Annotated in this window: 23 protein-coding genes and 2 tRNA genes; 14 read left to right on the top strand and 11 right to left on the bottom strand. The window is 66.9% G+C overall.

Going from position 1 to position 20,457, the window contains the following annotated elements; all coding sequences use genetic code 11:
- The first annotated feature begins 89 nt into the window (after positions 1-89).
- From Q0316_RS13405 to Q0316_RS13395, 3 genes are all read left to right on the top strand, one after another.
- Positions 90-1,496, top strand: coding sequence for a M20/M25/M40 family metallo-hydrolase (locus Q0316_RS13405; RefSeq protein WP_298673345.1), 1,407 nt, complete (start codon positions 90-92; stop codon positions 1,494-1,496).
- 135 nt (positions 1,497-1,631) lie between these two features.
- Positions 1,632-1,880 carry a hypothetical protein gene (locus tag Q0316_RS13400; RefSeq protein WP_298673343.1) on the top strand — a complete coding sequence of 83 codons (249 nt, stop codon included), beginning with the start codon at positions 1,632-1,634 and terminating at the stop codon, positions 1,878-1,880.
- A gap of 141 nt (positions 1,881-2,021) precedes the next feature.
- Positions 2,022-2,097: transfer RNA gene (locus Q0316_RS13395), tRNA-Ile, on the top strand.
- A 64-nt stretch (positions 2,098-2,161) separates the two neighbouring features.
- Here Q0316_RS13395 and Q0316_RS13390 read toward each other — a convergent pair.
- The 4 genes from Q0316_RS13390 to Q0316_RS13375 all read right to left on the bottom strand — a co-directional run bounded on the left by Q0316_RS13390 (position 2,162) and on the right by Q0316_RS13375 (position 5,368).
- Positions 2,162-2,812, bottom strand: a complete 651-nt coding sequence (locus Q0316_RS13390) for a DsbA family protein (protein ID WP_298673341.1) — start codon at positions 2,810-2,812, stop codon at positions 2,162-2,164.
- A gap of 114 nt (positions 2,813-2,926) precedes the next feature.
- Positions 2,927-4,006, bottom strand: coding sequence for a VacJ family lipoprotein (locus Q0316_RS13385; protein WP_298673340.1), 1,080 nt, complete (start codon positions 4,004-4,006; stop codon positions 2,927-2,929).
- 130 nt (positions 4,007-4,136) lie between these two features.
- A tRNA-Pro gene (locus tag Q0316_RS13380) sits at positions 4,137-4,213 on the bottom strand.
- A gap of 84 nt (positions 4,214-4,297) precedes the next feature.
- The gene (locus tag Q0316_RS13375; RefSeq protein WP_298673339.1) at positions 4,298-5,368 is read right to left on the bottom strand and encodes a putative sulfate exporter family transporter; all 1,071 of its coding nucleotides are present in this window, start codon (positions 5,366-5,368) and stop codon (positions 4,298-4,300) included.
- 108 nt (positions 5,369-5,476) lie between these two features.
- Here Q0316_RS13375 and Q0316_RS13370 point away from each other — a divergent pair, with 108 nt between their 5' ends.
- From Q0316_RS13370 to Q0316_RS13355, 4 genes are all read left to right on the top strand, one after another.
- Positions 5,477-6,373, top strand: coding sequence for a LysR substrate-binding domain-containing protein (locus tag Q0316_RS13370; protein ID WP_298673337.1), 897 nt, complete (start codon positions 5,477-5,479; stop codon positions 6,371-6,373).
- An 85-nt stretch (positions 6,374-6,458) separates the two neighbouring features.
- Complete coding sequence (locus tag Q0316_RS13365; protein ID WP_298673336.1) at positions 6,459-8,945, top strand: TonB-dependent receptor; 2,487 nt, start codon at positions 6,459-6,461, stop codon at positions 8,943-8,945.
- A gap of 45 nt (positions 8,946-8,990) precedes the next feature.
- A complete protein-coding gene (locus Q0316_RS13360; protein ID WP_298673335.1) occupies positions 8,991-10,547 on the top strand; it encodes a long-chain-fatty-acid--CoA ligase in 1,557 nt (518 codons plus the stop codon).
- 1 nt (position 10,548) lies between these two features.
- Positions 10,549-11,235 (top strand): acyl-CoA dehydrogenase family protein, encoded by a 687-nt coding sequence (locus Q0316_RS13355; RefSeq protein WP_298673334.1) that lies wholly within the window; start codon positions 10,549-10,551, stop codon positions 11,233-11,235.
- Here the strand turns inward: Q0316_RS13355 and Q0316_RS13350 are convergent.
- Genes Q0316_RS13350 through Q0316_RS13340 form a run of 3 tightly spaced genes read right to left on the bottom strand, consistent with a single transcriptional unit; the run spans position 11,223 to position 13,436 of the window.
- Positions 11,223-12,371: an acyl-CoA dehydrogenase family protein gene (locus Q0316_RS13350; RefSeq protein ID WP_298673333.1), complete on the bottom strand. Its 1,149-nt coding sequence runs from the start codon at positions 12,369-12,371 to the stop codon at positions 11,223-11,225. The two genes, Q0316_RS13355 and Q0316_RS13350, sit on opposite strands and share 13 nt — an antisense overlap.
- Before the next feature lie 54 nt (positions 12,372-12,425).
- Positions 12,426-13,172 (bottom strand): helix-turn-helix transcriptional regulator, encoded by a 747-nt coding sequence (locus Q0316_RS13345; protein ID WP_298673331.1) that lies wholly within the window; start codon positions 13,170-13,172, stop codon positions 12,426-12,428.
- Positions 13,173-13,214: 42 nt separating this feature from the next.
- Entirely contained in the window at positions 13,215-13,436 is a 222-nt protein-coding gene (locus Q0316_RS13340) for a hypothetical protein (protein WP_298673330.1), read from the bottom strand.
- Positions 13,437-13,553: 117 nt separating this feature from the next.
- On the opposite strand from Q0316_RS13340, the gene Q0316_RS13335 reads away from it, so the two are divergent.
- The 4 genes from Q0316_RS13335 to Q0316_RS13320 are packed head-to-tail and all read left to right on the top strand — an operon-like array spanning position 13,554 to position 16,442.
- The gene (locus tag Q0316_RS13335; RefSeq protein ID WP_298673328.1) at positions 13,554-14,306 is read left to right on the top strand and encodes a hypothetical protein; all 753 of its coding nucleotides are present in this window, start codon (positions 13,554-13,556) and stop codon (positions 14,304-14,306) included.
- Positions 14,307-14,362: 56 nt separating this feature from the next.
- Positions 14,363-14,743 carry a fluoride efflux transporter CrcB gene (crcB, locus tag Q0316_RS13330; RefSeq protein ID WP_298673326.1) on the top strand — a complete coding sequence of 127 codons (381 nt, stop codon included), beginning with the start codon at positions 14,363-14,365 and terminating at the stop codon, positions 14,741-14,743.
- Positions 14,740-15,834 carry an RluA family pseudouridine synthase gene (locus tag Q0316_RS13325; RefSeq protein ID WP_298673325.1) on the top strand — a complete coding sequence of 365 codons (1,095 nt, stop codon included), beginning with the start codon at positions 14,740-14,742 and terminating at the stop codon, positions 15,832-15,834. Before crcB ends, Q0316_RS13325 begins: the two co-directional genes overlap by 4 nt.
- Positions 15,834-16,442 (top strand): FMN-binding negative transcriptional regulator, encoded by a 609-nt coding sequence (locus tag Q0316_RS13320; protein WP_298673323.1) that lies wholly within the window; start codon positions 15,834-15,836, stop codon positions 16,440-16,442. Before Q0316_RS13325 ends, Q0316_RS13320 begins: the two co-directional genes overlap by 1 nt.
- Positions 16,443-16,446: 4 nt before the next feature.
- Here the strand turns inward: Q0316_RS13320 and Q0316_RS13315 are convergent, their stop codons facing one another.
- Positions 16,447-16,647, bottom strand: coding sequence for a hypothetical protein (locus Q0316_RS13315; RefSeq protein WP_298673322.1), 201 nt, complete (start codon positions 16,645-16,647; stop codon positions 16,447-16,449).
- Between the two features lie 177 nt (positions 16,648-16,824).
- On the opposite strand from Q0316_RS13315, the gene Q0316_RS13310 reads away from it, so the two are divergent.
- The 3 genes from Q0316_RS13310 to Q0316_RS13300 are packed head-to-tail and all read left to right on the top strand — an operon-like array spanning position 16,825 to position 17,957.
- Positions 16,825-17,046 carry a hypothetical protein gene (locus tag Q0316_RS13310; RefSeq protein ID WP_298673320.1) on the top strand — a complete coding sequence of 74 codons (222 nt, stop codon included), beginning with the start codon at positions 16,825-16,827 and terminating at the stop codon, positions 17,044-17,046.
- Entirely contained in the window at positions 17,043-17,732 is a 690-nt protein-coding gene (locus Q0316_RS13305) for an ATP12 family chaperone protein (protein WP_298673294.1), read from the top strand. Before Q0316_RS13310 ends, Q0316_RS13305 begins: the two co-directional genes overlap by 4 nt.
- Before the next feature lie 60 nt (positions 17,733-17,792).
- Complete coding sequence (locus Q0316_RS13300; protein ID WP_298673292.1) at positions 17,793-17,957, top strand: hypothetical protein; 165 nt, start codon at positions 17,793-17,795, stop codon at positions 17,955-17,957.
- Positions 17,958-17,979: 22 nt separating this feature from the next.
- Here the strand turns inward: Q0316_RS13300 and gmk are convergent, their stop codons facing one another.
- From gmk to fumC, 3 genes are all read right to left on the bottom strand, one after another.
- The gene (gmk, locus tag Q0316_RS13295) at positions 17,980-18,651 is read right to left on the bottom strand and encodes a guanylate kinase (RefSeq protein WP_298673290.1); all 672 of its coding nucleotides are present in this window, start codon (positions 18,649-18,651) and stop codon (positions 17,980-17,982) included.
- Positions 18,652-18,743: 92 nt separating this feature from the next.
- Positions 18,744-18,974 (bottom strand): hypothetical protein, encoded by a 231-nt coding sequence (locus tag Q0316_RS13290; RefSeq protein ID WP_298673287.1) that lies wholly within the window; start codon positions 18,972-18,974, stop codon positions 18,744-18,746.
- A 47-nt stretch (positions 18,975-19,021) separates the two neighbouring features.
- Positions 19,022-20,413 carry a class II fumarate hydratase gene (fumC, locus tag Q0316_RS13285; protein WP_298673286.1) on the bottom strand — a complete coding sequence of 464 codons (1,392 nt, stop codon included), beginning with the start codon at positions 20,411-20,413 and terminating at the stop codon, positions 19,022-19,024.
- Positions 20,414-20,457: the final 44 nt, after the last annotated feature.

Raw genomic sequence — 20,457 nt, 5'->3', positions numbered from 1 at the left:
TCCCGCTTTGTCGTGACGCGCCGGTGCGGCGAGGATGGTTGCAATCGTCACCGCTTGCCGGAGGCGATTTCACCCCTTACGCGGGCGGAATGACCAAGCGATTTCTCGCCGCCGCGCTGGCGCTCACCCTGCCCTTCCCCGCGATCGCCCAGCGCGCGGTGCCCCCCATGCCGGCGCCGGTCGATCCGGCTGTCGCCAAGCTGCGCGATGCCGCGCTCAAGGACGATATCGCTTATGATATCGTCGAGGGGCTGACGACCGAGGTTGGCGCGCGCCTCGCCGGCACCGATGGCGAGGCCCGCGCGCGGAGTTGGGCGGTGGCAAAGCTCAAATCGCTTGGTTTCCAGAATGTTCGGATCGAAACCTATCGTATGCCCGTATGGGTGCGCGGCGAGGAACACGCCGAAATCACCGCCCCCTTCCCGCAGAAACTGGTGCTGACCGCGCTCGGCAATTCGGGCGCGACGCCCGCCGCCGGGCTGACCGCCGAAGTCGCCATATTCAAGACCTTCGCCGAATTCATGAACGCGCCCGACAGCGCCATGAAGGGCAAGATCGTATATATCGGCAACGCCATGGCCCCCACGCAGGACGGCTCCAGCTACGGTCAGGCCGGCATCGCGCGTTTCGTCGGGCCGGGGATCGCGGCGCGCAAGGGCGCGGCGGCGATCGTGATTCGCTCGATCGGCACCGATACGCATCGCACGCCGCACACCGGCAACACCAATTTCCCCGATGGCGTGAAGCCTATTCCGGCCGCGGCGCTTTCCGTGCCCGATGCGAAGCTGATCGAGGCGATGGCCGCTCGCGGCAAGCCGCTGACGATGAAGCTCGTGCTCACCCCGCGCCAGATCGGGGAGCAGGAATCGGGCAACGTCATCGCCGAGGTGCCGGGGAGCGACCCGAGCGCCGGCATCGTGCTGATCGGCGGGCATCTCGATAGCTGGGATCTCGCGACCGGCGCGATCGACGACGCCTCCGGCGTGGCGATCACCGCCGCGGCGGCGAAGCGCATCATGGATAGCGGGCGCCAGCCGCGCCGCACGATCCGGGTCGTCTGGTTCGGATCGGAGGAGGTCGGCGGCTTCGGCGCGCGCGATTACGCCCGTCGCCATGGCGCCGAACAACATGCGGTTGCCGCCGAAAGCGATCTCGGCGCGGATCGCATCTGGCGTTTCCAGGCGTCGCTGCCCGACAGCGCGCGCGCCGTGGCCGGGCGGATCGCCAGCGCGATCGCCCCGCTCGGCATCGTCCACGGCCCCGGCGAAGGCGGCGACGGTGCGGATATCGCCCCCATCGTTGCCAAAGGCGTAGCGGGAATCGACTTCAACCAGTCCGCCATGCACTATTTCGACACCCATCATACCGCCGACGACACGCTCGATCGCGTCGATCCCGAAACCCTGCGGCAGAATGTCGCGGCATGGACGACGATGCTCGCGATCGTCGCCGATGCGCCTGAGGAAATCGGCCCGGCGCCCCGCAAATCCCGCTGAAGAATGGCGTTTCAACCCGTCGCATCATGGCTGTTTCATGATTTTCGTCATTGACCCATCGAAACGGTTCGGTATTTCGGGGGTTCGCGACGGCGAGGGTCGGCCGCGATGATTGCTATGCTTGGGAGCATCCGAATGAAGAAGTTTGCCTTTGTTCTTGCTGCCGCCGGCCTGATGTCCGTTGCGGCCTGCTCGAAGCCGGAAACGCCTGCTGAGAACAACGCCGATATGCTGGCGGACAATCTGCAGAGCGCTGCGGACAACATGGACGCGCTTGCGGACAACACCTCGAACGCCGTCGCTGCGGACGCGATGTCGAACGCCGCGGACAATCTGAACGCGGCCGCCGGCAACGTGCGCGACGCAGCTTCGAACGCACATTGATCGCCTGATGGGCCTTCTGGCCCACAGCGTTTGATGCACGTAAAAGGGGTGCTCCTTCGGGAACGCCCCTTTTTCTTTGCCCTTTCCACGTCGTCTTGGTCTTGCGTCGGCAAACCGCGCTGCTAGTCACAAGTGCAACGTGGGCCTGTAGCTCAATGGTTAGAGCTGGCCGCTCATAACGGCTAGGTTGCGGGTTCGAGTCCTGCCGGGCCCACCACCCCCTCCCCATCCACCGATGGGGCATCGAATGCGCCGGATGTCCCTCCAGACGCGGCTTCCCGCTACCTGCCCTTCCCCGGATCGCCCGTGGGATTGGCGCGCGCCAGTGCGACGACCTTCTTGAACGTCGCCAGATCGAGCGCGCCGGGAACGAGATACGGGCCGATCAGGAACCCCGGCGTGCCGCGCAGGTTCATCGCCGCCGCCTGCCGCCGCGTGCGATCGAGCAGCGCGTCGATCTCCGCGCCATACGTTTTCAAATCCTGTTGCAGGCGCTGCCAATCGACCCGCGCCCTGGCCGCCGCCGCGCGAATGGCCTGATCGTCGAGCCTGCCCGATGTCTGCAACAACGCGTCGTGGAACGCGATATATCTGCCCTGATATTTGGCAGCCATGGCGAGCCGGGCCGCAAGCGTCGAGGCTTCGCCAAGGACCGGCCAGTCGCGGTAAACCACCCGAATCTTGCCATCGCTCGCCAAGAGCGCGGCAAGCACCGACTGCGACCGGCGGCAAAACGGGCATTGATAATCGGAATATTCGACGATCGTGACATCATAGCCCTTCGGCGCGAAGCTGGGCACAGCGGGATCGTCGGTGATCGTCCGCCGCGCCGCCGCCACCTGCTCCGCCGTGGGCGCCTGCGTCGCGTTCGCGGCGCCGACTGACAATCCGATCGAGCCGCATAGTAACGCGAACAGCCGCGCTGTCTTCAAGATGAAATCCTTTCAGGGTCGGTGGTCGCCGGCAAAGCGCCACGCGCGAAATCTCGCCGATATCGCGGATCGGAACGGACGACCGCGACGAACCGCTCGAATACACGAGGTTTCTCAATTGGGCGGATCGCGCGGCGGGTCGCCTGGCTTCTCCACCCCGGCGGGCGGTTCAGGCGCGCGCTCCTTCACCGTCACCGGCGCGGTCGGCGCCTCGGACATCGGGCTGGAATTCTTCGGCGCCCTGCCCTTCAATTCGTCGATCTCGTTCTGACGGCGTTGCAGATAGAAATCGCGCGACCGGGCATATGGATCGGCCTGCCCATCGTGAAGCTGATGCAGCGTCTCGTCGAATTCGGCGCGGTGATCGAGCGTGCCCAGCACCGCGAACGGCACCGAAAATTCGGGTTTGGTGATGCGCTTGCCGTAAACGAACGGGAACAGCAGCCGATCGAGCGCGCCGCCGATCAGGTCGCGCGGCGTGGTCGGGCCGACGATCGGCAGGAACAGGAACGGGCCGGATTTGATGCCATAGAAGCCAAAGGTATTGGCAAAGCCGTTGCTGCGCCGGCGCCATTTGAACGGCTTTCGCTTCGCCATGTCGAAGACGCCCGCGACGCCGACCGTGCTGTTGACCGTGAAACGACCGACCGTTTCCAGCGCGCGCCCGATCTTGAGCTGGAGCACGAAGTTCAGAAAAACGACCGGCTCGCGCAGGTTGTAGAGAAAGTTGTGCACTCCGTCGCGGACCGGCTTCGGCACCGCATCCTTATAGGCCAGGGCGATCGGCCCGACCAGCGCCTTGTCCACCGCCTGCGTCGCCTCGAACGCCTTCAGATTGACGCCGACCAGCGGATCGGGCGCCTCCCATTCCCCGCGCCCGGTAACGACGATATCGCGCGGGTGCGTTTCATCGGCCTGCGCGGATGCCTGAACCGGCTCGGCGGCGGCGCTTCCAGCCGATACCGCCGCCGGCGTGTCGATTGCCGGAACGAGCGGTTGTGCCTCAGGCAATGCGGGAAGATCGACCCACGCGACCTCCTTCGCAACGTCCGGCTGCTGCGGATCGACCGGGCAATTCACATCGCTCGCGGGCAGTTCAGCGCAGCGCGCCTGCGCGAATGCGGGGCTATGCGCGCACGCCAGAATGCCGACCACCGCCAGAATCACAGGCCGGCGATTTCGGTATTTACGCATACGATTCCCCTGCCGCCCCGTTTTCGCCCGGCGGCGTGCCCCGTAGCATAAGCATTGGCGATGGTGCAGAAACTAAATTCCACCAGCGGTTCGGGGCGCTGCCCGATATGCCGCCCGCCTGTGCGGCAGTTGGTCGGGGAGACAGGATTCGAACCTGCGACATCCTGCTCCCAAAGCAGGCGCGCTACCGGGCTGCGCCACTCCCCGACGCGAGCGGTGGCGTTAGGCGTGCCGCGCGGAATGTGCAAGCGCGTGTTGCGTCTGCGCGCAAACAGTCGTGACTCCCCGCCGTCAGCGCAGGTGCAACAACGTCACCAGCGTGAAGCTCAGCGCGCCCAGCCCGGCGAGCGACAACATCACCGCTGCCGTGACGCGCCCGCCCGCCCGCGCGACCGAGCGGATATCAACGCCAAGGCCTAGCGCCGCCATCGACACCACGGTGAGTATCGTCGCGATGCGGCCAAGCGGCGCCACCGCCGCCTGTGGCACCAGGCCGAACGAACGACAGGCCGCCAGCGCGAGGAAACCGATGATGAACCACGGCACCAGCTTTCCAAACGACAGCCCCGGCGCGGCGGCGGCCTCGCGCGTCGTCTCGTCCCTCTCCGGGCGCACGACGAGCGCGAGCACGAGGCACACCGGCCCGAGCATCAGCACGCGCACCAGCTTCACCAGCGTGCCCATCTGGACGGCAGTGGCCCCGAGCGGCGCGGTCGCGGCGATCACCTGCGGCACGGCATAGACGGTGAGCCCGGCGAACGCGCCATAAGCGACCGCATTCATGCCCAGTGCGATGCCGAGCAGCGGCAGCCCGAGCACCACCCCAACCCCCAGCACGGCGGTGAAGGCGATCGCGGCGGCGACATCATCGGAATCCGCGTCGATCACCGGCGCGACGGCGGCGATCGCCGAATTGCCGCAGATCGAATTGCCGCAAGCGATCAGCAGCGCCATCCGCATCGGCAGCCCGAGCAACCGCCCGACCGCGAACCCGAACAGGATCGTCAGCGCGACGATCGCCGCGATCCCGCCGAGCAGCACCGGCCCGGCATGAAGGATGGTCGCGGCGCTCACCGACGCGCCGAGCAGCACCACCGCGATCTCCAGCAGATATTTGGCGCTGAAGTTGATCCCCGCCTGCCAGCGCGCCGCCGGAACCCAGAAACTGCGGATCACCGTGCCGCCGACGATCGCCAGCACGAGCGCCTCCAGCCACGCCCTGCCGAACAGCGCCGCCTCCGCGCCTTCGAGCAGATAGGCGCCGGCGGTAACGATCAGGCACAGGGCAACGCCGGGCGCGATCCGCGAAACGAAATCCTGGGCGTTGCGCGGCGAGCGAATGGCGGCGATGGCCGTGGCCATGAGATGATCCTTTCGCCTCCCCGTCTAGGTCAGCTCATTCAATCCATCTAACGCGATGTTTTTGTCTTTCCAATCGCAATTCACGATGATTTGGGGCAGATTGCCCGCATGACACTGGAGCAGCTCCGCATCTTCGTCGGCGTCGCCGAGCGCGAACATGTGACGGCGGCGGCGCGCGCGTTGAACGTCACCCAATCGGCCGCCTCGGCCGCGATCGCCGCACTGGAGGAGCGCCACGCGATCAAGCTGTTCGATCGCGTCGGGCGCGGCATCCGGCTTACCGAGGCCGGGCGCGCCTTTCTGGAGGAAGCGCGCGGCGTGCTGGCGCGCGCGGCGGCGGCGGAACTGCTGCTGGAGGAATTCGGCGGGCTGCGGCGTGGCTCGCTGCGCGTGATGGCGAGCCAGACGATCGCGGCTTACTGGCTGCCCGCGATCCTCGCGCTCTTTCGCGAGCGCTATCCCGGAATCGCGGTGAACCTTTCGATCGGCAATACCGAACAGACCGCCCATCTGATCCATGAAGGCGAGGCGGATATCGGCATTGTCGAAGGCCGGGTGGACGATCCGATGCTGGCGCACTGGCCGCTGGGGGAAGATCGCCTGATGCTGGTCGCGGCGCCGCACGTCGCGCCGCAACCGATCGACGCGGCATGGCTGCAACGCGCGCGCTGGGTGATGCGCGAGCCGGGATCGGGCACCCGCTCGACGCTCAACGAAAACCTGCGCCTGCTCGGCGTCGATCCCGCCACGCTCGATGTCGCGCTTGTCCTCCCGTCGAACGAGAGCGCGCGCACCGCGGTGGAGGTCGGCGCGGGGATCGCCGCGCTGTCATCGCTGGTCGTCGTCCCCGCGATCAACGCCGGCCGGCTTCAGGCGCTGCCGATCGACTTCGGGCCGCGATCCTTCTTCGGGCTGCGCCACAAGGAACGCTATCGCACCCGCGCGGCGGATGCGCTGCTGGAACTTATCGCGGAAGTGCGCCCTTCCCTCGCGCCCCTGTCATAGGTGTCAGGGGTCGGCGGCGGCCGGGCCTGCTACCCCCTTGCTCCACAATCGGCTCGCAGAAGCCGTTCATTACTGGAGGGGATCCATGAGCATGACGATCCGGCACATTTGCAATGCGCTTTACGGCGGCACGGCGGCCATCGCGCTGATCGGCGCGGGCGCGGCGCACGCGCAACGCGCCGAACCGGAAACGGCCACCGACGGTCAACAGACCGCTGGCGCCCAGCAGATACCCGGCGACATCATCGTCACCGCGCAGCGCCGCGCGGAATCGATCAACCGCGTCGGCATCTCGGTTCAGGCGCTTACCGCCGAGACCTTGCAGGAACTGCGCGTCAACAACGTGCGCGATCTCGCCGCCGTCGTGCCGAGCTTCACGGTGGCGCAAAGCTATCAGGGCGTGCCGACCTATACGCTGCGCGGGATCGGCTTCAACACGATCAACCTGTCGTCCACCTCGACCGTCGGCACCTATACCGACGAGGTCGCCTACGCCTATCCGATCATGAACACCGGCCCGATGATTGATATCGAGCGCGTCGAGGTTCTGAAAGGGCCGCAGGGCACGCTTTACGGGCGCAACACCACCGCCGGCCTCATCAATTTCGTCACCGGCAAGCCGAGCGAAACCGCATCGGGCGCGATGAGCGTGGATGTCGGCAATTATCGCACGCTCAATGTCGGCGGCTATGTCACCGGCCCGATCGCCGAGGGTATCCAGGCGCGCCTCGGCTATCGCGCCGACATTAGCGACGAGGGCTGGCAGGTGAGCAACAGCCGTGGCGAGCGGCTCGGCAAAGTCAGGCGCTACGGCCTGCGCGGCTCGCTCGCGCTCCAGCCGGGGCGCTTCAAAATTGATCTGTCGGCGACCTATTGGGCCAACAAATCCGATACCGTGGCGGGGCAAGGCATCGGCTTCACCCCGGCGACCACGCCGGGCAGCGGATCGACCGCCAGCCTGTTCAACGCGCCCGGCGTCGCAAGCTATATCGCCAGCCATATGCCCACCAGCGGCAGCCAGGCGGATTGGGATCCCAGGGCGGCGCGCGGCGCCGATATCGGGCGCGGCGCGGGCCTGTCCGGGCCACTCGCGGAGGATAACTGGTTCCTCGGGCTGAAGGGCCGCATCCAGCTCGATCTTGGCGAGCATGTGCGGATCGTCTCGCTCACCGGCTATAACGAGTTCGATCGGCAAGCGACGTTCGACTGGTCCGGCGTGCCCTATGAAATCCTGATCCAGCAGGCGAACGGCCATATCAAGAGCTTCGCGCAGGAGATGCGCGTAGAGGGCGACGGGCCGGGCTATAACTGGCTGATTGGCGGCTATTACGCCAAGGATACGATCCTCGACAGCAACCGCACGCTGCTGGGGCAGAACGCCAATGTCGGGCTGGTGCGCGCGGGCACGCTGCAATTGCTCGCCTCCCCGCTCAACACCTTCGGTTATACGGTGGCGGATGCGTCCACCGCATTCCGCACCTATCGCGACGTGGGCAATATCGACACGCGGACGTGGAGCATCTTCGGCAACGCCGATTATGCCTTCAACGATCTGCTGAAGCTGACGCTCGGCGGCCGATACACGCGCGACAAGCAGAATTACGCCGGCTGCTCGCGCGATTTCAACGGCAGTATGCTGCCCAACATCAACCTCGCCAATCGCGCGCTGTTCCTGCAACTCTATGGTACGCTGGCCGCGCCTATCAGCGCCAATCAGTGCAACACCTATAACCCCGCGACGAACAGCTTCGGCCTCGTCACCTCGCTGATCGACGAGGATAATTTCGCATGGCGCGCCGCGCTGGATCTGACGCCGAGCGCGACGACGCTTTTCTATGCGTCGATCTCGCGCGGCTATAAATCCGGCACCACGCCGATCAACGCCGCCAATATCGCGCGACAGAACGGGCCGGTGAAGCAGGAGCAGCTCACCGCATACGAAATCGGCGCGAAGCTCGGGATGCTCGATCGCAAGGTCCAGCTCAATCTCGCGGCATTCTATTACGATTACAAAGACAAGCAGATCAGCACCTATTTCGCCGATCCGATCTACACCGCGCTTTCGCGGCTGGATAACGTGCCGAAATCGAAAGCCTATGGCGTCGAAGGCGAACTGACGATCCGCCCGACCAGCGCCTTCACGCTGATCGGCAACGCCTTGTGGCTGAAAACGCGGATCGACCAGTATATCGGCACCAACGCCGCCGGAAAGACGCAGGATTTCGCGGGCGCGCGCTTCATCTACAGCCCGGAGCTGACGCTTTCCGGCACCGCGCTGGTCGATCAGCCGATCACCGACCGGCTCAATCTCACCGCCAATGCCAATCTGCGGTATCAATCGCGGCAGACGACGACATTCGAGATCAATCCGCTCTACGACATCAAGCCCTATACCACCGTCAACGCCGGGCTTGGCGTGAAGGCGAATGACGATAGCTGGTCGTTCAGCATCTGGGGCCGCAACCTGTTCGATCAATATTACTGGACCGCCGTTGCCAGCAACGCCAACGTGGTGGTCCGCTTCCCCGGACAGGTGCGGACCTGGGGCGCGACCGCTGGCTTCAAGTTCTGACAGGATGGATGGGAGAGGAAAACTGATGCGATCGGCGATACGGGCATGACCAACGCCCCCCTCCCCCGGACATTCGGCGACGCTCTGCGCCATCATGCCGCCACCCGGCCCGATGGGGTGGCGCTGCGCCACAATGGCCGGGTGACGAGCTATGCCGCGTTCGACGCTCATGCCGATCAGGTGGCGAATGCGATGATCGCGATGGGGCTGAAGAAGGGCGATCGCATCGCCTATCTCGGCAAGAACAGCGATCATGCGATCGAACTGGCGCTGGGCGCGGCGCGCGCCGGCGTCGTCTTCGTGCCGATCATCTGGCGCCTCGCCCCGCCCGAGATCGCCTATATCCTTGAAGACAGTGGCGCGGCGGCGCTGTTCGTCGAACCGGCCTTCGCCGCGATCGGGGAAGCGGCGGCACAGCACGGCCTTGCCGTAATCGCGATGGACGATGCCGGCTATGTCGCATTGCGCGATGGCGCCCCCGCGACGCCGCCGCCGGTATCAGTAAGCGAGGAGGATATCGTCCTCCAGCTCTACACCTCCGGCACGACGGGCAAGCCGAAGGGCGTGATGCTGAGCCACGCCAACGGCATCCGCCAGCGCGCCAACCAGATCGCGGCGGGGATCGACTGGCTGCTGTCGGAGCCGGGCGACACGACGATCATCGCCATGCCTTATGGCCATATCGGCGGGGTCGGCGTGGTGCTGGGCGCGATCAACAACGGGCAGGAACTGATCGTCCATGCCGAATATGATCCCGGCGCGGTGATCGACGCGATCGCGGCGCATCGCGTGAAACGGCTGTTCCTCGTTCCCGCCGCGATCGGGATCATGCTTCAGCATCCGAAGGCCGCGGATGCCGATTTCTCCTCGATCGAAACGCTCTCTTATGGCGCCAGCCCGATCCCGCTGCCGTTGCTCAAACAGGCGGTGGAGCGGATCGGCTGCGGCTTCGTGCAGGTTTACGGCATGACCGAGACCTGGGGCGGCGTGGTCGCCCTGCCGCCCGAGGATCACCGGCCCGATCGCGAACACAAGATGACGGCGGCGGGCAAGGCGCTGGCGGGCGTGGAGCTGAAGATCATCGACGCGGACGGCAACGCGCTGCCGCCCGGCGCGATCGGCGAAGTCGCGATCCGCAGCCCCAACAACACCACGGGCTATTGGGGCAAGCCGGAGGAAACCGCGCGCGCGCTGATCGGCGATGGCTGGCTGCGCACGGGCGATGCCGGCCTGCTCGATGAAGAAGGCTATCTGTTCATCCAGGACCGCATCAAGGACATGATTATCACCGGCGCGGAGAATGTTTATCCAGCGGAGGTGGAAAGCGCGATCTACGGCCATCCCGCGGTGGCCGACGTGGCGGTGATCGGCATCCCCGATGCGCGCTGGGGCGAGGCGGTGAAGGCGATCGTGGTGCTGAAGCCCGGCGAACCCGCCGACGCTGATGCGATCATCGCCCATGCACGCGCGCGCATCGCTGGGTTCAAATGCCCGAAATCGGTCGATTTCATCGCGGCGTTGCCGCGCAATCCATCCGGCAAGATTCTGCGTCGCGAACTGCGCGAGCCGTTCTGGGCCGGGCATGACAGACGGGTGAACTGACATGACTTTCGCGCGCACGGACGAACAGCGGATGCTCGCCGAAACGCTCGACGCCACGTTCGCGCGCGGCGCGGCGGACTGGGCCACGGCGATCGAAGGAAACGGCCTCGATGCGCTCGGCATCGCGGAGGAAGCCGGCGGCCTCGGCACCAGCCTGCGCGATGCGGCGGTGGTCGCCGCCGCGCTGGGCCGGACGAATGCGGCGCTCCCATGGGCCGAACATTGGGTGGCGAAGCGTTATGGCGCGCGACCCGCTGGCGATGACGCGTCAGCCGATGCGCTGGCCGTGCTGCATTGCGCGGAGATCGTCGGCCTGTGCCGCACGATGCTGCGCGACACCGCGTTATTCTCGCACGAGCGCCGGCAATTCGGCGTCGCGATCGGCAGCTTTCAGGCGCTCCGGCATCGCATGGCGGATATGGCGATGATGATCGAGCAGGCAGAGGCGATCACCGGCGCGGCGATCGACGCGCTGGAAAGTCTCGCCACCGACGCGCCACGCGCCGTGAGCGCCGCGCGCGTGACATGCGATGATGCCGCGCGGATCGTGGGCGAAGGCGCCGTGCAGATTCACGGCGCGATGGGGCTTACCGCCGAACTGCGCCTCGCGGGCTATTTCCGCCGCGCCTGCGCCTTGCGGCAGGGCGACGGCGGCGCCCGCGCGCACCTTGCCCGCTACGCCGCCTGATCGACCACGGCGCGCGCGATCAGATCGCGCTGAATCTCGTTGGAACCCGCATAGATGCTGCCCGCGCGATTGTTGAGATAGCGTGGGCTGGCGATCGCGATCGCATCGGGCGCGTCGTCGAGCGCGCCCTGCCATGTCGCCGCCATTTCGAGCGCCAGATGATCGAGCCGTTGTGACGCCTCCGTCCCCAGCACCTTGAGCATCGACGGGCGCACCGCATCCGCCGGGCCGCCGCCCTCCAGCGCGGCGACCTCGATCGCGCGCAACGCGTCGATCGCGATCGCCTCCCGCCCCAGCCGCTCGCGATTGCCCGCCTGCTCCAGCCACCCGGTCCGCGCCGCCGCCTCGCGCAGCAGCGCAAGATGCGCGGCGAGATACGGCGCATAACGCCCGCCGCGCTCGAAGGTCAGCAGATGCTTGGCGACCGTCCAGCCGTCATTCTCCGCGCCGAGCCGCCCGGCGACAGGCACGCGCACATCATCGAAGAACACCTGATTGAACTCATGCTCGCCCGCGAGCGTCAGAATCGGCGCGACGGTGATGCCCGGCGTCGCCATCTCCAGTAGCAGGAAGGTGATCCCCGATTGCGGGCGCCCCTCCGCGCTGGTGCGGACGAGGCAGAACATGCGGTTCGCGAATTGCGCGTGCGTCGTCCAGATCTTCGATCCGTTGAGCACATATTCGTCGCCGTCACGCACCGCGCGCATCCGGAGCGCGGCCAGATCGGAGCCGGCGCCGGGCTCCGAATAGCCCTGGCACCAATAATCCTCGCCTGAAAGGATGCGCGGCAGCAGCGCGGCCTTCTGCGCATCGCTGCCGTAATGCATGATGACGGGCGCGACCATCTTCAGCCCCTGCGGCGCGAGCGACGGCGCGTGCGCGCGCGCGCATTCTTCCGCGAAGATATAGCGCCGGATGCCATCCCATCCCGGCCCGCCATGCTCGATCGGCCAATCCGGCGCGACCCAGCCCTGCGCGTGGAGGATGCGCTGCCACGCCAGCGTAACGTCCGGATGGAGGAACACGCTGGTCGCGCGCCGCGCCGCGCGGGCGAGATCGGCGGGCAGCCGTTCACTGAGGAAGGTACGCACCTCGTCGCGGAACGCGCGCGTCTCTGGGGTCAGCAGGTGATCCATCCGCTTATCATGCGCCGAACACGCGCGCTGTCCACCTGACACAGGCGTCAGGGGTCAGACGTGGCGACCGAGGAACCCCATGCCGGTGGCGATCTGGACCATCCGCGCGCGCGTCGTCGCCCCCAGTTTCTCCCCGGCGTTGCGCAGGTGGAACCGCACCGTCGAAACCGAGAGCGACAGGATCGTCGCGATCTCCGTATTGGTCTTGCCTGCCGCCGCCCAGCGCACGCACTGCGCCTCGCGCGGGGAGAGCATCGCGGGCGTGACGCGCTGACGGTTGGTCGCCAGTTCGCTATGCGCCGCGAGGAATTGCAGCGCGATCGTAAACATGCCCGCGGCGTGCGCGGCGAAGGTGGCGGCCATGTCGATCGGCTCGGTCGTCACCCACACCACCGCCCCCACCTGCCCGCCGCTGAGGTGCGCGGGCGCGATAATCGCGCCGGTGAAGCCGAACTCATCGGTCACGCGGCTGCAATCAATCGCCGCCAAGCCCCGCGTCGGGCGCCACGAGCCGAGCTTTCCATCGGCGAACCAGATCGGCTCCGCGAAAACCCGCGCGGCGAGCAGGAAGCTGGAGCGCAGCGCAAGCGCGCGATTGCGCCAGTAATAGGGATCGGAATCCACCCACGGCAGCGATTCGGCATAGGCGCGCCCCTCGCCGTCCTTCATCGGCATCGGATCGCCAAGATCGCTCTGCGCGGCGACGTAAGGAAAGCCCGCGTCCCGCCCCGCAGCGACGACCGACAGCGCGAGGTGATCCACCACCTCCCACGACAATTCCGGCATCGACCCCAGGTTCATGCGATCAGGCAATCCCCGTGCCGCCCGCTCGACGGGATCGCATCAGAGGAAACCGCCGCCCAGCGCAAGCCGCACGATCGCGATCAGCAGCACCAGCAGGTTGAAGTTGCGCCCGGAATCGCTGGACGAGATCATGCCGAACAACGCGCCCACCACCGCGATCGGCAGCGCGGCCCAGTTGAGCCAGCCGAGCAACGGCAGCACGCCGGGTATCGCGAACAGCAACGCGACCAGGCCGATCAGGATCGAGATGATGTTGAACATGGCCGACAACATGGCGCGGCCCTTGGTGTATTGCAACGATAAGACGGGAGGCGACGCGTCAACGCTTCGGCAACCATGATCGGGCATGGCATAACCGAATTGTCCAAGGGGTTTGCCATGTTCCTCCCGCGTCGCCTTGCGCCGCTGCTGGCGCCGATGCTGGCGATCACGCTCGGCGCCTGTGGTGCCGCGCCGGGAAATGACAGCGCGGCGAGCGACGAACTCGACAACATGCTCGCCGCGACGAACCAGTCCGCCCCGGCCAGTGATCCGGCGCTGATAAGCGCGCTGCGCGATCAGATCATGGTCGATCCCGCGCTGGTGCAGCAGGCCAATGCCGATGTCGTCCGCCCCCCCAGGCAGCCGGCGAGCGGCATGTTGCCGCCCGACGATATCGCCGCGCGCAAGGGGCCGGCGGAGCGGGATGATCTGCGCGCCGCGCCCGCCCCCGGCCCCTGCCCGCAATGCGCCGCCGCGCGCCGCACCCTGACGCTCGGCGCGCTCGCCGAGAGCCAGCATTTCGCCGTGACCTGCTCGCGCAATGTTTCTTATTCCGCCGTCTGGGCCAATCGCCTGCCCGCCGCCGCGCCGCTCTATCCGGATGCGCGCGTGATCGAGGCGGCGGGGGCGGATGGCAAGGGCTGTGCGCTGCGCATCGTCAACTTCGCCAGCGCCGCCCCGCTCCAGCGCCTGCTCGACTGGTATTTCACCAAGGCGGGAGACGCGGGCATCGCCGCGCAGCACGGGCTGGACGGCACCGATCATGTGCTGGCGGGCACGGCGCCCGGAAAGGGCGCGCTGTTCGTCATGCTCCGCCCGCGCAAGGGCGGGGGCACCGAGGTCGATCTGATGGCGGACGGCGCGAACTGACCGGCCTGACCGGCGCTTCCCTTCCACCCGCGCGCCATTCGCGTTAGGGCGGCGGAATGCAGAACCTTCTGATCGTCATGCTCGGCGGGGCCTTCGGGTCCGGCGCGCGGCATCTTACCGGGCGGATGATGCTCGGGTTGCTCGGGCCGAACTGGCCGTGGGGCACGCTGACCGTGAATATCGTCGGCGGATTGCTGATGGGGCTGCTCGTCGGCATCCTCGCGCGCTTTTCCACCTTCGGCGGCGAAGGCTGGCGGCTGTTGCTGGGCGTCGGCGTGCTGGGCGGCTTCACGACCTTTTCGTCCTTCTCGCTCGAAGTGGTGACGATGATCGAGCGCGGCGCATGGGCCGGTGCGATCGCTTATGTCTCGCTCTCGCTCGCCGGCGCGATCCTCGCGCTGTTCGCCGGGTTGTTCGTCGTGCGGGTGGCGGCATGAGCGACACCGTCCGCCAGTTCACCGTCGCCCCGGATGACGACGGCATCCGCGTCGATCGCTGGTTCAAGCGCCACCTGCCCGACACCAGCTTCACCATCGTCGCGAAATGGGCGCGGACCGGGCAGCTTCGGCTCGATGGCGCGCGCGTCGGGCCGGGGGATCGCCTCGTCGCCGGTCAGGTGCTGCGCGTCCCCCCCGCCGAGCCGGTGCGCGCCACCGCCAGGCCGGTGCGTGTGCGCCCGACACTATCCGAGGACGAAGCCGCCTTCGCGCGCGAGATGGTGATCCATCAGGATGCCGCCGCGCTGGTGCTCAACAAGCCGCCCGGCCTCGCGACGCAGGGCGGCACGAAGACGACCGAGCATGTCGATGGCCTGCTCGATGCGCTACAATTCGATCTGGAGGGGCGGCCCAAGCTGGTTCACCGGCTGGACAAGGACACCTCCGGCGCGTTGCTCGTCGCGCGCTCGGCGCGCGCGGCGGCGTTCTTCGCCAAGGCGTTTTCCAGCCGCACGGCGAAGAAGGTCTATTGGGCGCTGGTGGTCGGCGTGCCCTCGATCGAGGACGGCACGATTGATCTGCCGATCGCCAAGCAACCCGGCACCGGCGGCGAGAAGATGCACGTCGATGAAAGCGGCGAGGGTCAGGCGGCGCGCAGCCGCTATCGCGTGATCGAGCGCGCCGGCAACCATGCCGCATGGGTGGAGTTGCAGCCTTTCACCGGGCGCACCCATCAGTTGCGCGTCCATATGGCGGCGATCGGCCATCCGATCGTGGGCGACGGCAAATATGGCGGAAAGGCCGCGTTCCTCACCGGCGGGATCAGCCGCAAGATGCACCTCCACGCGCGGCGCATCCGGGTCGATCATCCCGATGGCGGCAAGATCGACGTTACCGCACAACTCCCGACGCATTTCGCGGAGAGCCTGAAAAGCCTCGGCTTCGATGCGGCGCTCGGCGACAACATGCCGCCGGATACTCCACCCCCGCCAACCCGCGAGGACATCAAGGCCAAGGCCCGCGCCCATGCCAAGACGGTGCGCAAGGCGCGGCGCGGCGAGCGGCGCGGGCGCGGCGCCGCGCGCGACTGATGCACCCGGACGCCGCCTTCGCCATGACCGCGGAGGCGGCGCGCGCTTTCGCCGCCGACACGGCCTTCGCGCACGTCTTCCTTGCGATGGCGGAACGACCGATGGTGGTGCACGTGCCGGTCTCGGTGGATGCGGCTGGCAACCTGTTGTTCCACCTCGCGCGCCGCAACCGCGCGATGCCGATCGCGGGCGGCACGCGTGCGATCGCCAGCTTCGGCGGCCCCGGCGCCTATATCAGCCCGGATTGGTATGACAGCGCGGATCAGGTGCCGACATGGAATTATGTCGTCGCGGAGGCTGAAGGCGTGGTCACGCCGCTGGACGACGCGCAACTGATCGCGCACCTTGATGCCGCCTTCCACGCGCAGGAACACCGGCTCGCGCCTAAGCCCGAATGGACGCGCGACAAGATGGATCCACGCCGCTTCGATGCGATGCGCGCCGCGATCCAGGGTTTCGTGCTCACGACAAGCGAATGGCGTGGCACGGCGAAGCTCAGCCAGAACAAATCCATTGCCGATCTTCGCGGCGCGATCGCCGGGCTGCGCGGCGCGGGCAAGGAGCATCCCGCCGATCAGACCGAGCGCGCCAACCACGCCCGGCTGTAACGCGTCAGATCAGCGGCTTGCCGAAAAAGCCAAACGTCGCGACCGCGAACAGCATCACGGAAAGCGCGCCCGTCAGCCCGCACATGATATAGCCGGTATATTGGATCATCGGCGGATTGGGCCGCCGCAGCTTCGCATTGCGCGATGCCCCGGCAAAGATGAAGCTCATCAACAAGCCATAAGTGAACACTGCTGGGCCAACCATGCGCCCTCGTCTCCAAAAACCGATCGTGAAGAAGCTGGCGTGCCCCCGGCTCCGCTCGCTTCGCGTCCTTAACCATAAGGCGCCGGTGTTACCAAGCGGTTCATGCGGCATCCGGCGCTTGCACCGCCCGGTTCATCGCGGGTGGCGCGCGGGGCGCGGATCGGCCATAGCACGCGCATGGCCGCTCCTGATCGCGATCCCGCGAAGATCCGCTGGTTCTACATCACCCTCTCCCGCCTTGCCGCGTCGGGTGGCGCGGTGCTCGGCGTGCTGCTGCTGGCGGAGGGCGATACGACCTGGCGCAAGCTGCTGGGCGGCGCGATCGTGCTTGCCGCGCTGGCGATGATGGCGATCGTGCCGCGCAGCCTCGCGCGGCGCTGGCGGAGCCCGTCCGAATGAAGCGATTCTGGAAGGAAGTGGCGCTGGATGCCGACCGGGTGGTGACGCTCGACGGTCGCCCGGTCCGCACGCCGGGCCGCGCGCCGCTCGCCTTGCCAAGCGCTGCGCTGGCGGAAGCCGTGGCGCACGAATGGCGCGCGGTGGGCGAGACGGTCGATCCGCGCGCGATGCCGCTCACCGGCCTCGCCAATGCCGCGATCGACCGGATCGCGCCCGAGCCTTCGCCGTTCATCACCGATATCGCGCGCTATGCCGAAACCGATCTGCTCTGCTACCGCGCGGATTCGCCCGCCGAACTCGTCGCACGGCAGGAGGCGGCGTGGGAGCCGCTGCTCGACTGGGCCAGGCGGCGCTACGATATCCACTTCGCGACCACCGCGGGCGTGATGCACATCGCCCAGCCCGAGGCGACGCTCACCCGGCTCGCCGAGGCGGTTGCGGCGTGTGATCCGTTCACGCTCGCCGCATTGCAGGCGATCGTTTCCGCGACAGGCTCACTCATCGGCTCGCTCGCGCTGGCGGACGGCGCGATCGAGGCCGAGGCGCTGTGGCGCGCCGCGCAGATCGACGAGGATTGGCAGGCCGAGCAATGGGGCGAGGACGAACTCGCCACCCGCGCCCGCGATGCAAAGCGCGCGAGCTATGATGCCGCCGTGCGCTTCCTCGCTGCAATCAGCGAGAATTAGGGTATAGTCCCGAAGGCCGAGCCGGGCCGACCGGCGGACAATTCCGAAAGGAATCGGCTGATGATCCGGCTTCCGCCAGGGCTTCTCATCGCGGCGATGGTGATCGTCATCATCGCGGTGGATTATGCGTTCTTCCGCCACCGTTTCTGGGAACGGCTGATGGCGAATATCGCCATCGTCATCATATTCGGCGCCATCTATATGATTTTTCTGCGACGCTCCTGACCAGAGCAATCGCCAGCGCGGATTACGGCGCGGTTCCCTCTCCCGCGCGGCGCAGCTTTCGGATGAAGCCGATCAGCCCGGTTTGCCGCGAACGCTTCAGCCGCTCCGCCGCGAGGATCGTGCGCACCGACTGGAAGCATTCCTCGATATCGTCATTGACGAGCACGTAATCATAGCCGTCCCAATGGCTCACTTCATTGGCAGCGCGCGCCATGCGGCGATCAATGATCTCGATCGGATCGGTCGCGCGTTTCAGCAGCCGCTGGTGCAGTTCCTCCATCGACGGGGGAAGGATGAAGACGCGCACCACGTCTCCACCGGCGATCTGGTAAAGCTGCTGCGCGCCCTGCCAGTCGATATCGAACAGCACGTCCTTGCCGGAAGCCAGCATCTCGTCCACCGGCGCCTTGGGCGTGCCATAGCGTTCATCGAACACATGCGCCCATTCTAGAAACTCATGCCCGGTCGCCATTTCGCGGAAGCGATCGAGCGAGACGAAATGATAATCCTTCCCGTCCACCTCGCCGGGGCGGATCGGGCGCGTCGTGGCGGATACCGACATCGAGAGATCGGGTTCGGCGGCAAGCAATTTGCGCGCAATGGTGGATTTGCCCGCGCCCGATGGCGAGGACAGCACGAAAAGTACGCCACGGCGCTTGAAGCCGTGCGGATCGGGCTGGGAGGGAGCGGCCATGCGCGCTAGTGCCGCGCGCATGGGGCGGGCGTCAAGCCGGCAAGCGTCTGGCGCGGGCGATTACGTTCCCGTCCCTCGCCTGCGCCCCGTGGTCAGACGCTGGCGGGCGGGTGCGCGTTCACCACGGAATCGCGCCGACGCGCCTTGTGCCGGTCATAAGCCTTTTTCGCGACATAGGCGCCGCCAAGCGCCAGCCCGAACGGCCCCATCCGGGTTACCGCACGCGTCATCACCGCCCCCACCACCGCGCCCTTCAGGCCGCCGCCGCCCTCGCGGCGATCGAGTTCGCTGCCGACAAGCGCGCCGATGATGGTACGAAGCATCTGAAACCTCTTGGATGGTACGGAACGATCAAGCGCGCGACGCTGGCTCAGGTTCCCAGCATCGCCTCCGGGCGCACCACGCGATCGAACGTCGCGGCATCGACCAGCCCCAGCGCGATCCCCGCCTCGCGCAGCGTAAGCCCCTCGACATGCGCGTGTTTGGCGATTTTCGCCGCATTGTCATAGCCGATCTCGGGCGCGAGTGCTGTGACGAGCATCAGCGAGCGATCGAGCAGATCGGCGATGCGGCGCTCATTCGCCTCCAGCCCGTCGACACAGCGTTCGGCGAAGGATTGCATCCCCACCGCCAGAAGGTCGATGGAGCGCAACACCGCCGCGCCGATCATCGGCTTGAACACGTTGAGTTCCAGATGCCCCTGCGCGCCGCCGATCGTGATCGCCACGTGATTGCCCATCACCTGCGCGGCCACCATCGTCAGCATCTCGCATTGCGTGGGGTTCACCTTGCCCGGCATGATCGAACTGCCCGGCTCGTTCGCCGGCAGTTCCAGTTCGCCGAGGCCGCAGCGCGGGCCGGAGCCGAGCAGCCGGATATCGTTGGCGATCTTGGTCAATGCCACCGCGAGCGTGTTGAGCGTGCCAGACAGATTGACCAGCGGATCGTTCGATCCCAGCGCCTCGAAGAAATTCTCCGCCGGGATGAATGGCTCCCCGGTGATCTCGCGCAGCGCGGCGCAGAAATCGTCCGCGAACCCCGCCGGGGCGTTCAGGCCAGTGCCCACCGCCGTGCCGCCCTGTGCCAGCCGCCGCGTGCCATGTTCCACCGCCGGTTCGATCCGGCGCCGGCAGCGGTAAAGCTGGTTGGCATAGCCGGAGAATTCCTGCCCCAGCGTCAGCGGCGTGGCATCCTGCAAATGCGTGCGCCCGATCTTGACGATGGCGGCCCATTGTTCGGATTTCAGCGCCAGCGCGCCGTGCAGCCGATCGAGCGCAGGGAGCAGGCGATCGCGCACGCCAAGCGTCGCGGCGATGTGCAAGGCGGTCGGGAAGCTGTCGTTCGAGGATTGCCCCCGGTTCACATCGTCATTGGGATGGACGGGGGATTTTCCGCCGCGCCTGCCCGATAGAATCTCGTTCGCCCGGCCAGCGATCACCTCATTGGCGTTCATGTTCGATTGCGTGCCGCTGCCGGTCTGCCAGATGACCAGCGGGAATTGATCGTCATGCTCGCCCGCCACGACCTCCGCCGCCGCGCGCTCGATCGCGTCGGCCTTGTCGGCGGGAAGGCCGTGGCGCCGGTTCACCCGCGCCGCCGCCTGCTTCACCAATGCCAGCGCATGGGAAATCGCGATCGGCATCCGCTCGCGCTCGCCGAACGGGAAGTTCTCGATCGAACGCTGGGTCTGCGCCCCCCAATAAGCGTCGGCGGGAACGTCGATCGCGCCGATCGAATCGGCTTCGGTGCGGGTGTCGATCAATGCGTCCTCCGTCAGCTACGTCGAACGCGGCAATGCCGCGTCCG

The sequence above is a fragment of the uncultured Sphingomonas sp. genome (assembly GCF_937871615.1).
Classification (GTDB): Bacteria; Pseudomonadota; Alphaproteobacteria; order Sphingomonadales; family Sphingomonadaceae; genus Sphingomonas.
Note: the sequence above shows the minus strand (reverse complement) of the source record. Positions and strands in the feature narration are given on the sequence as shown.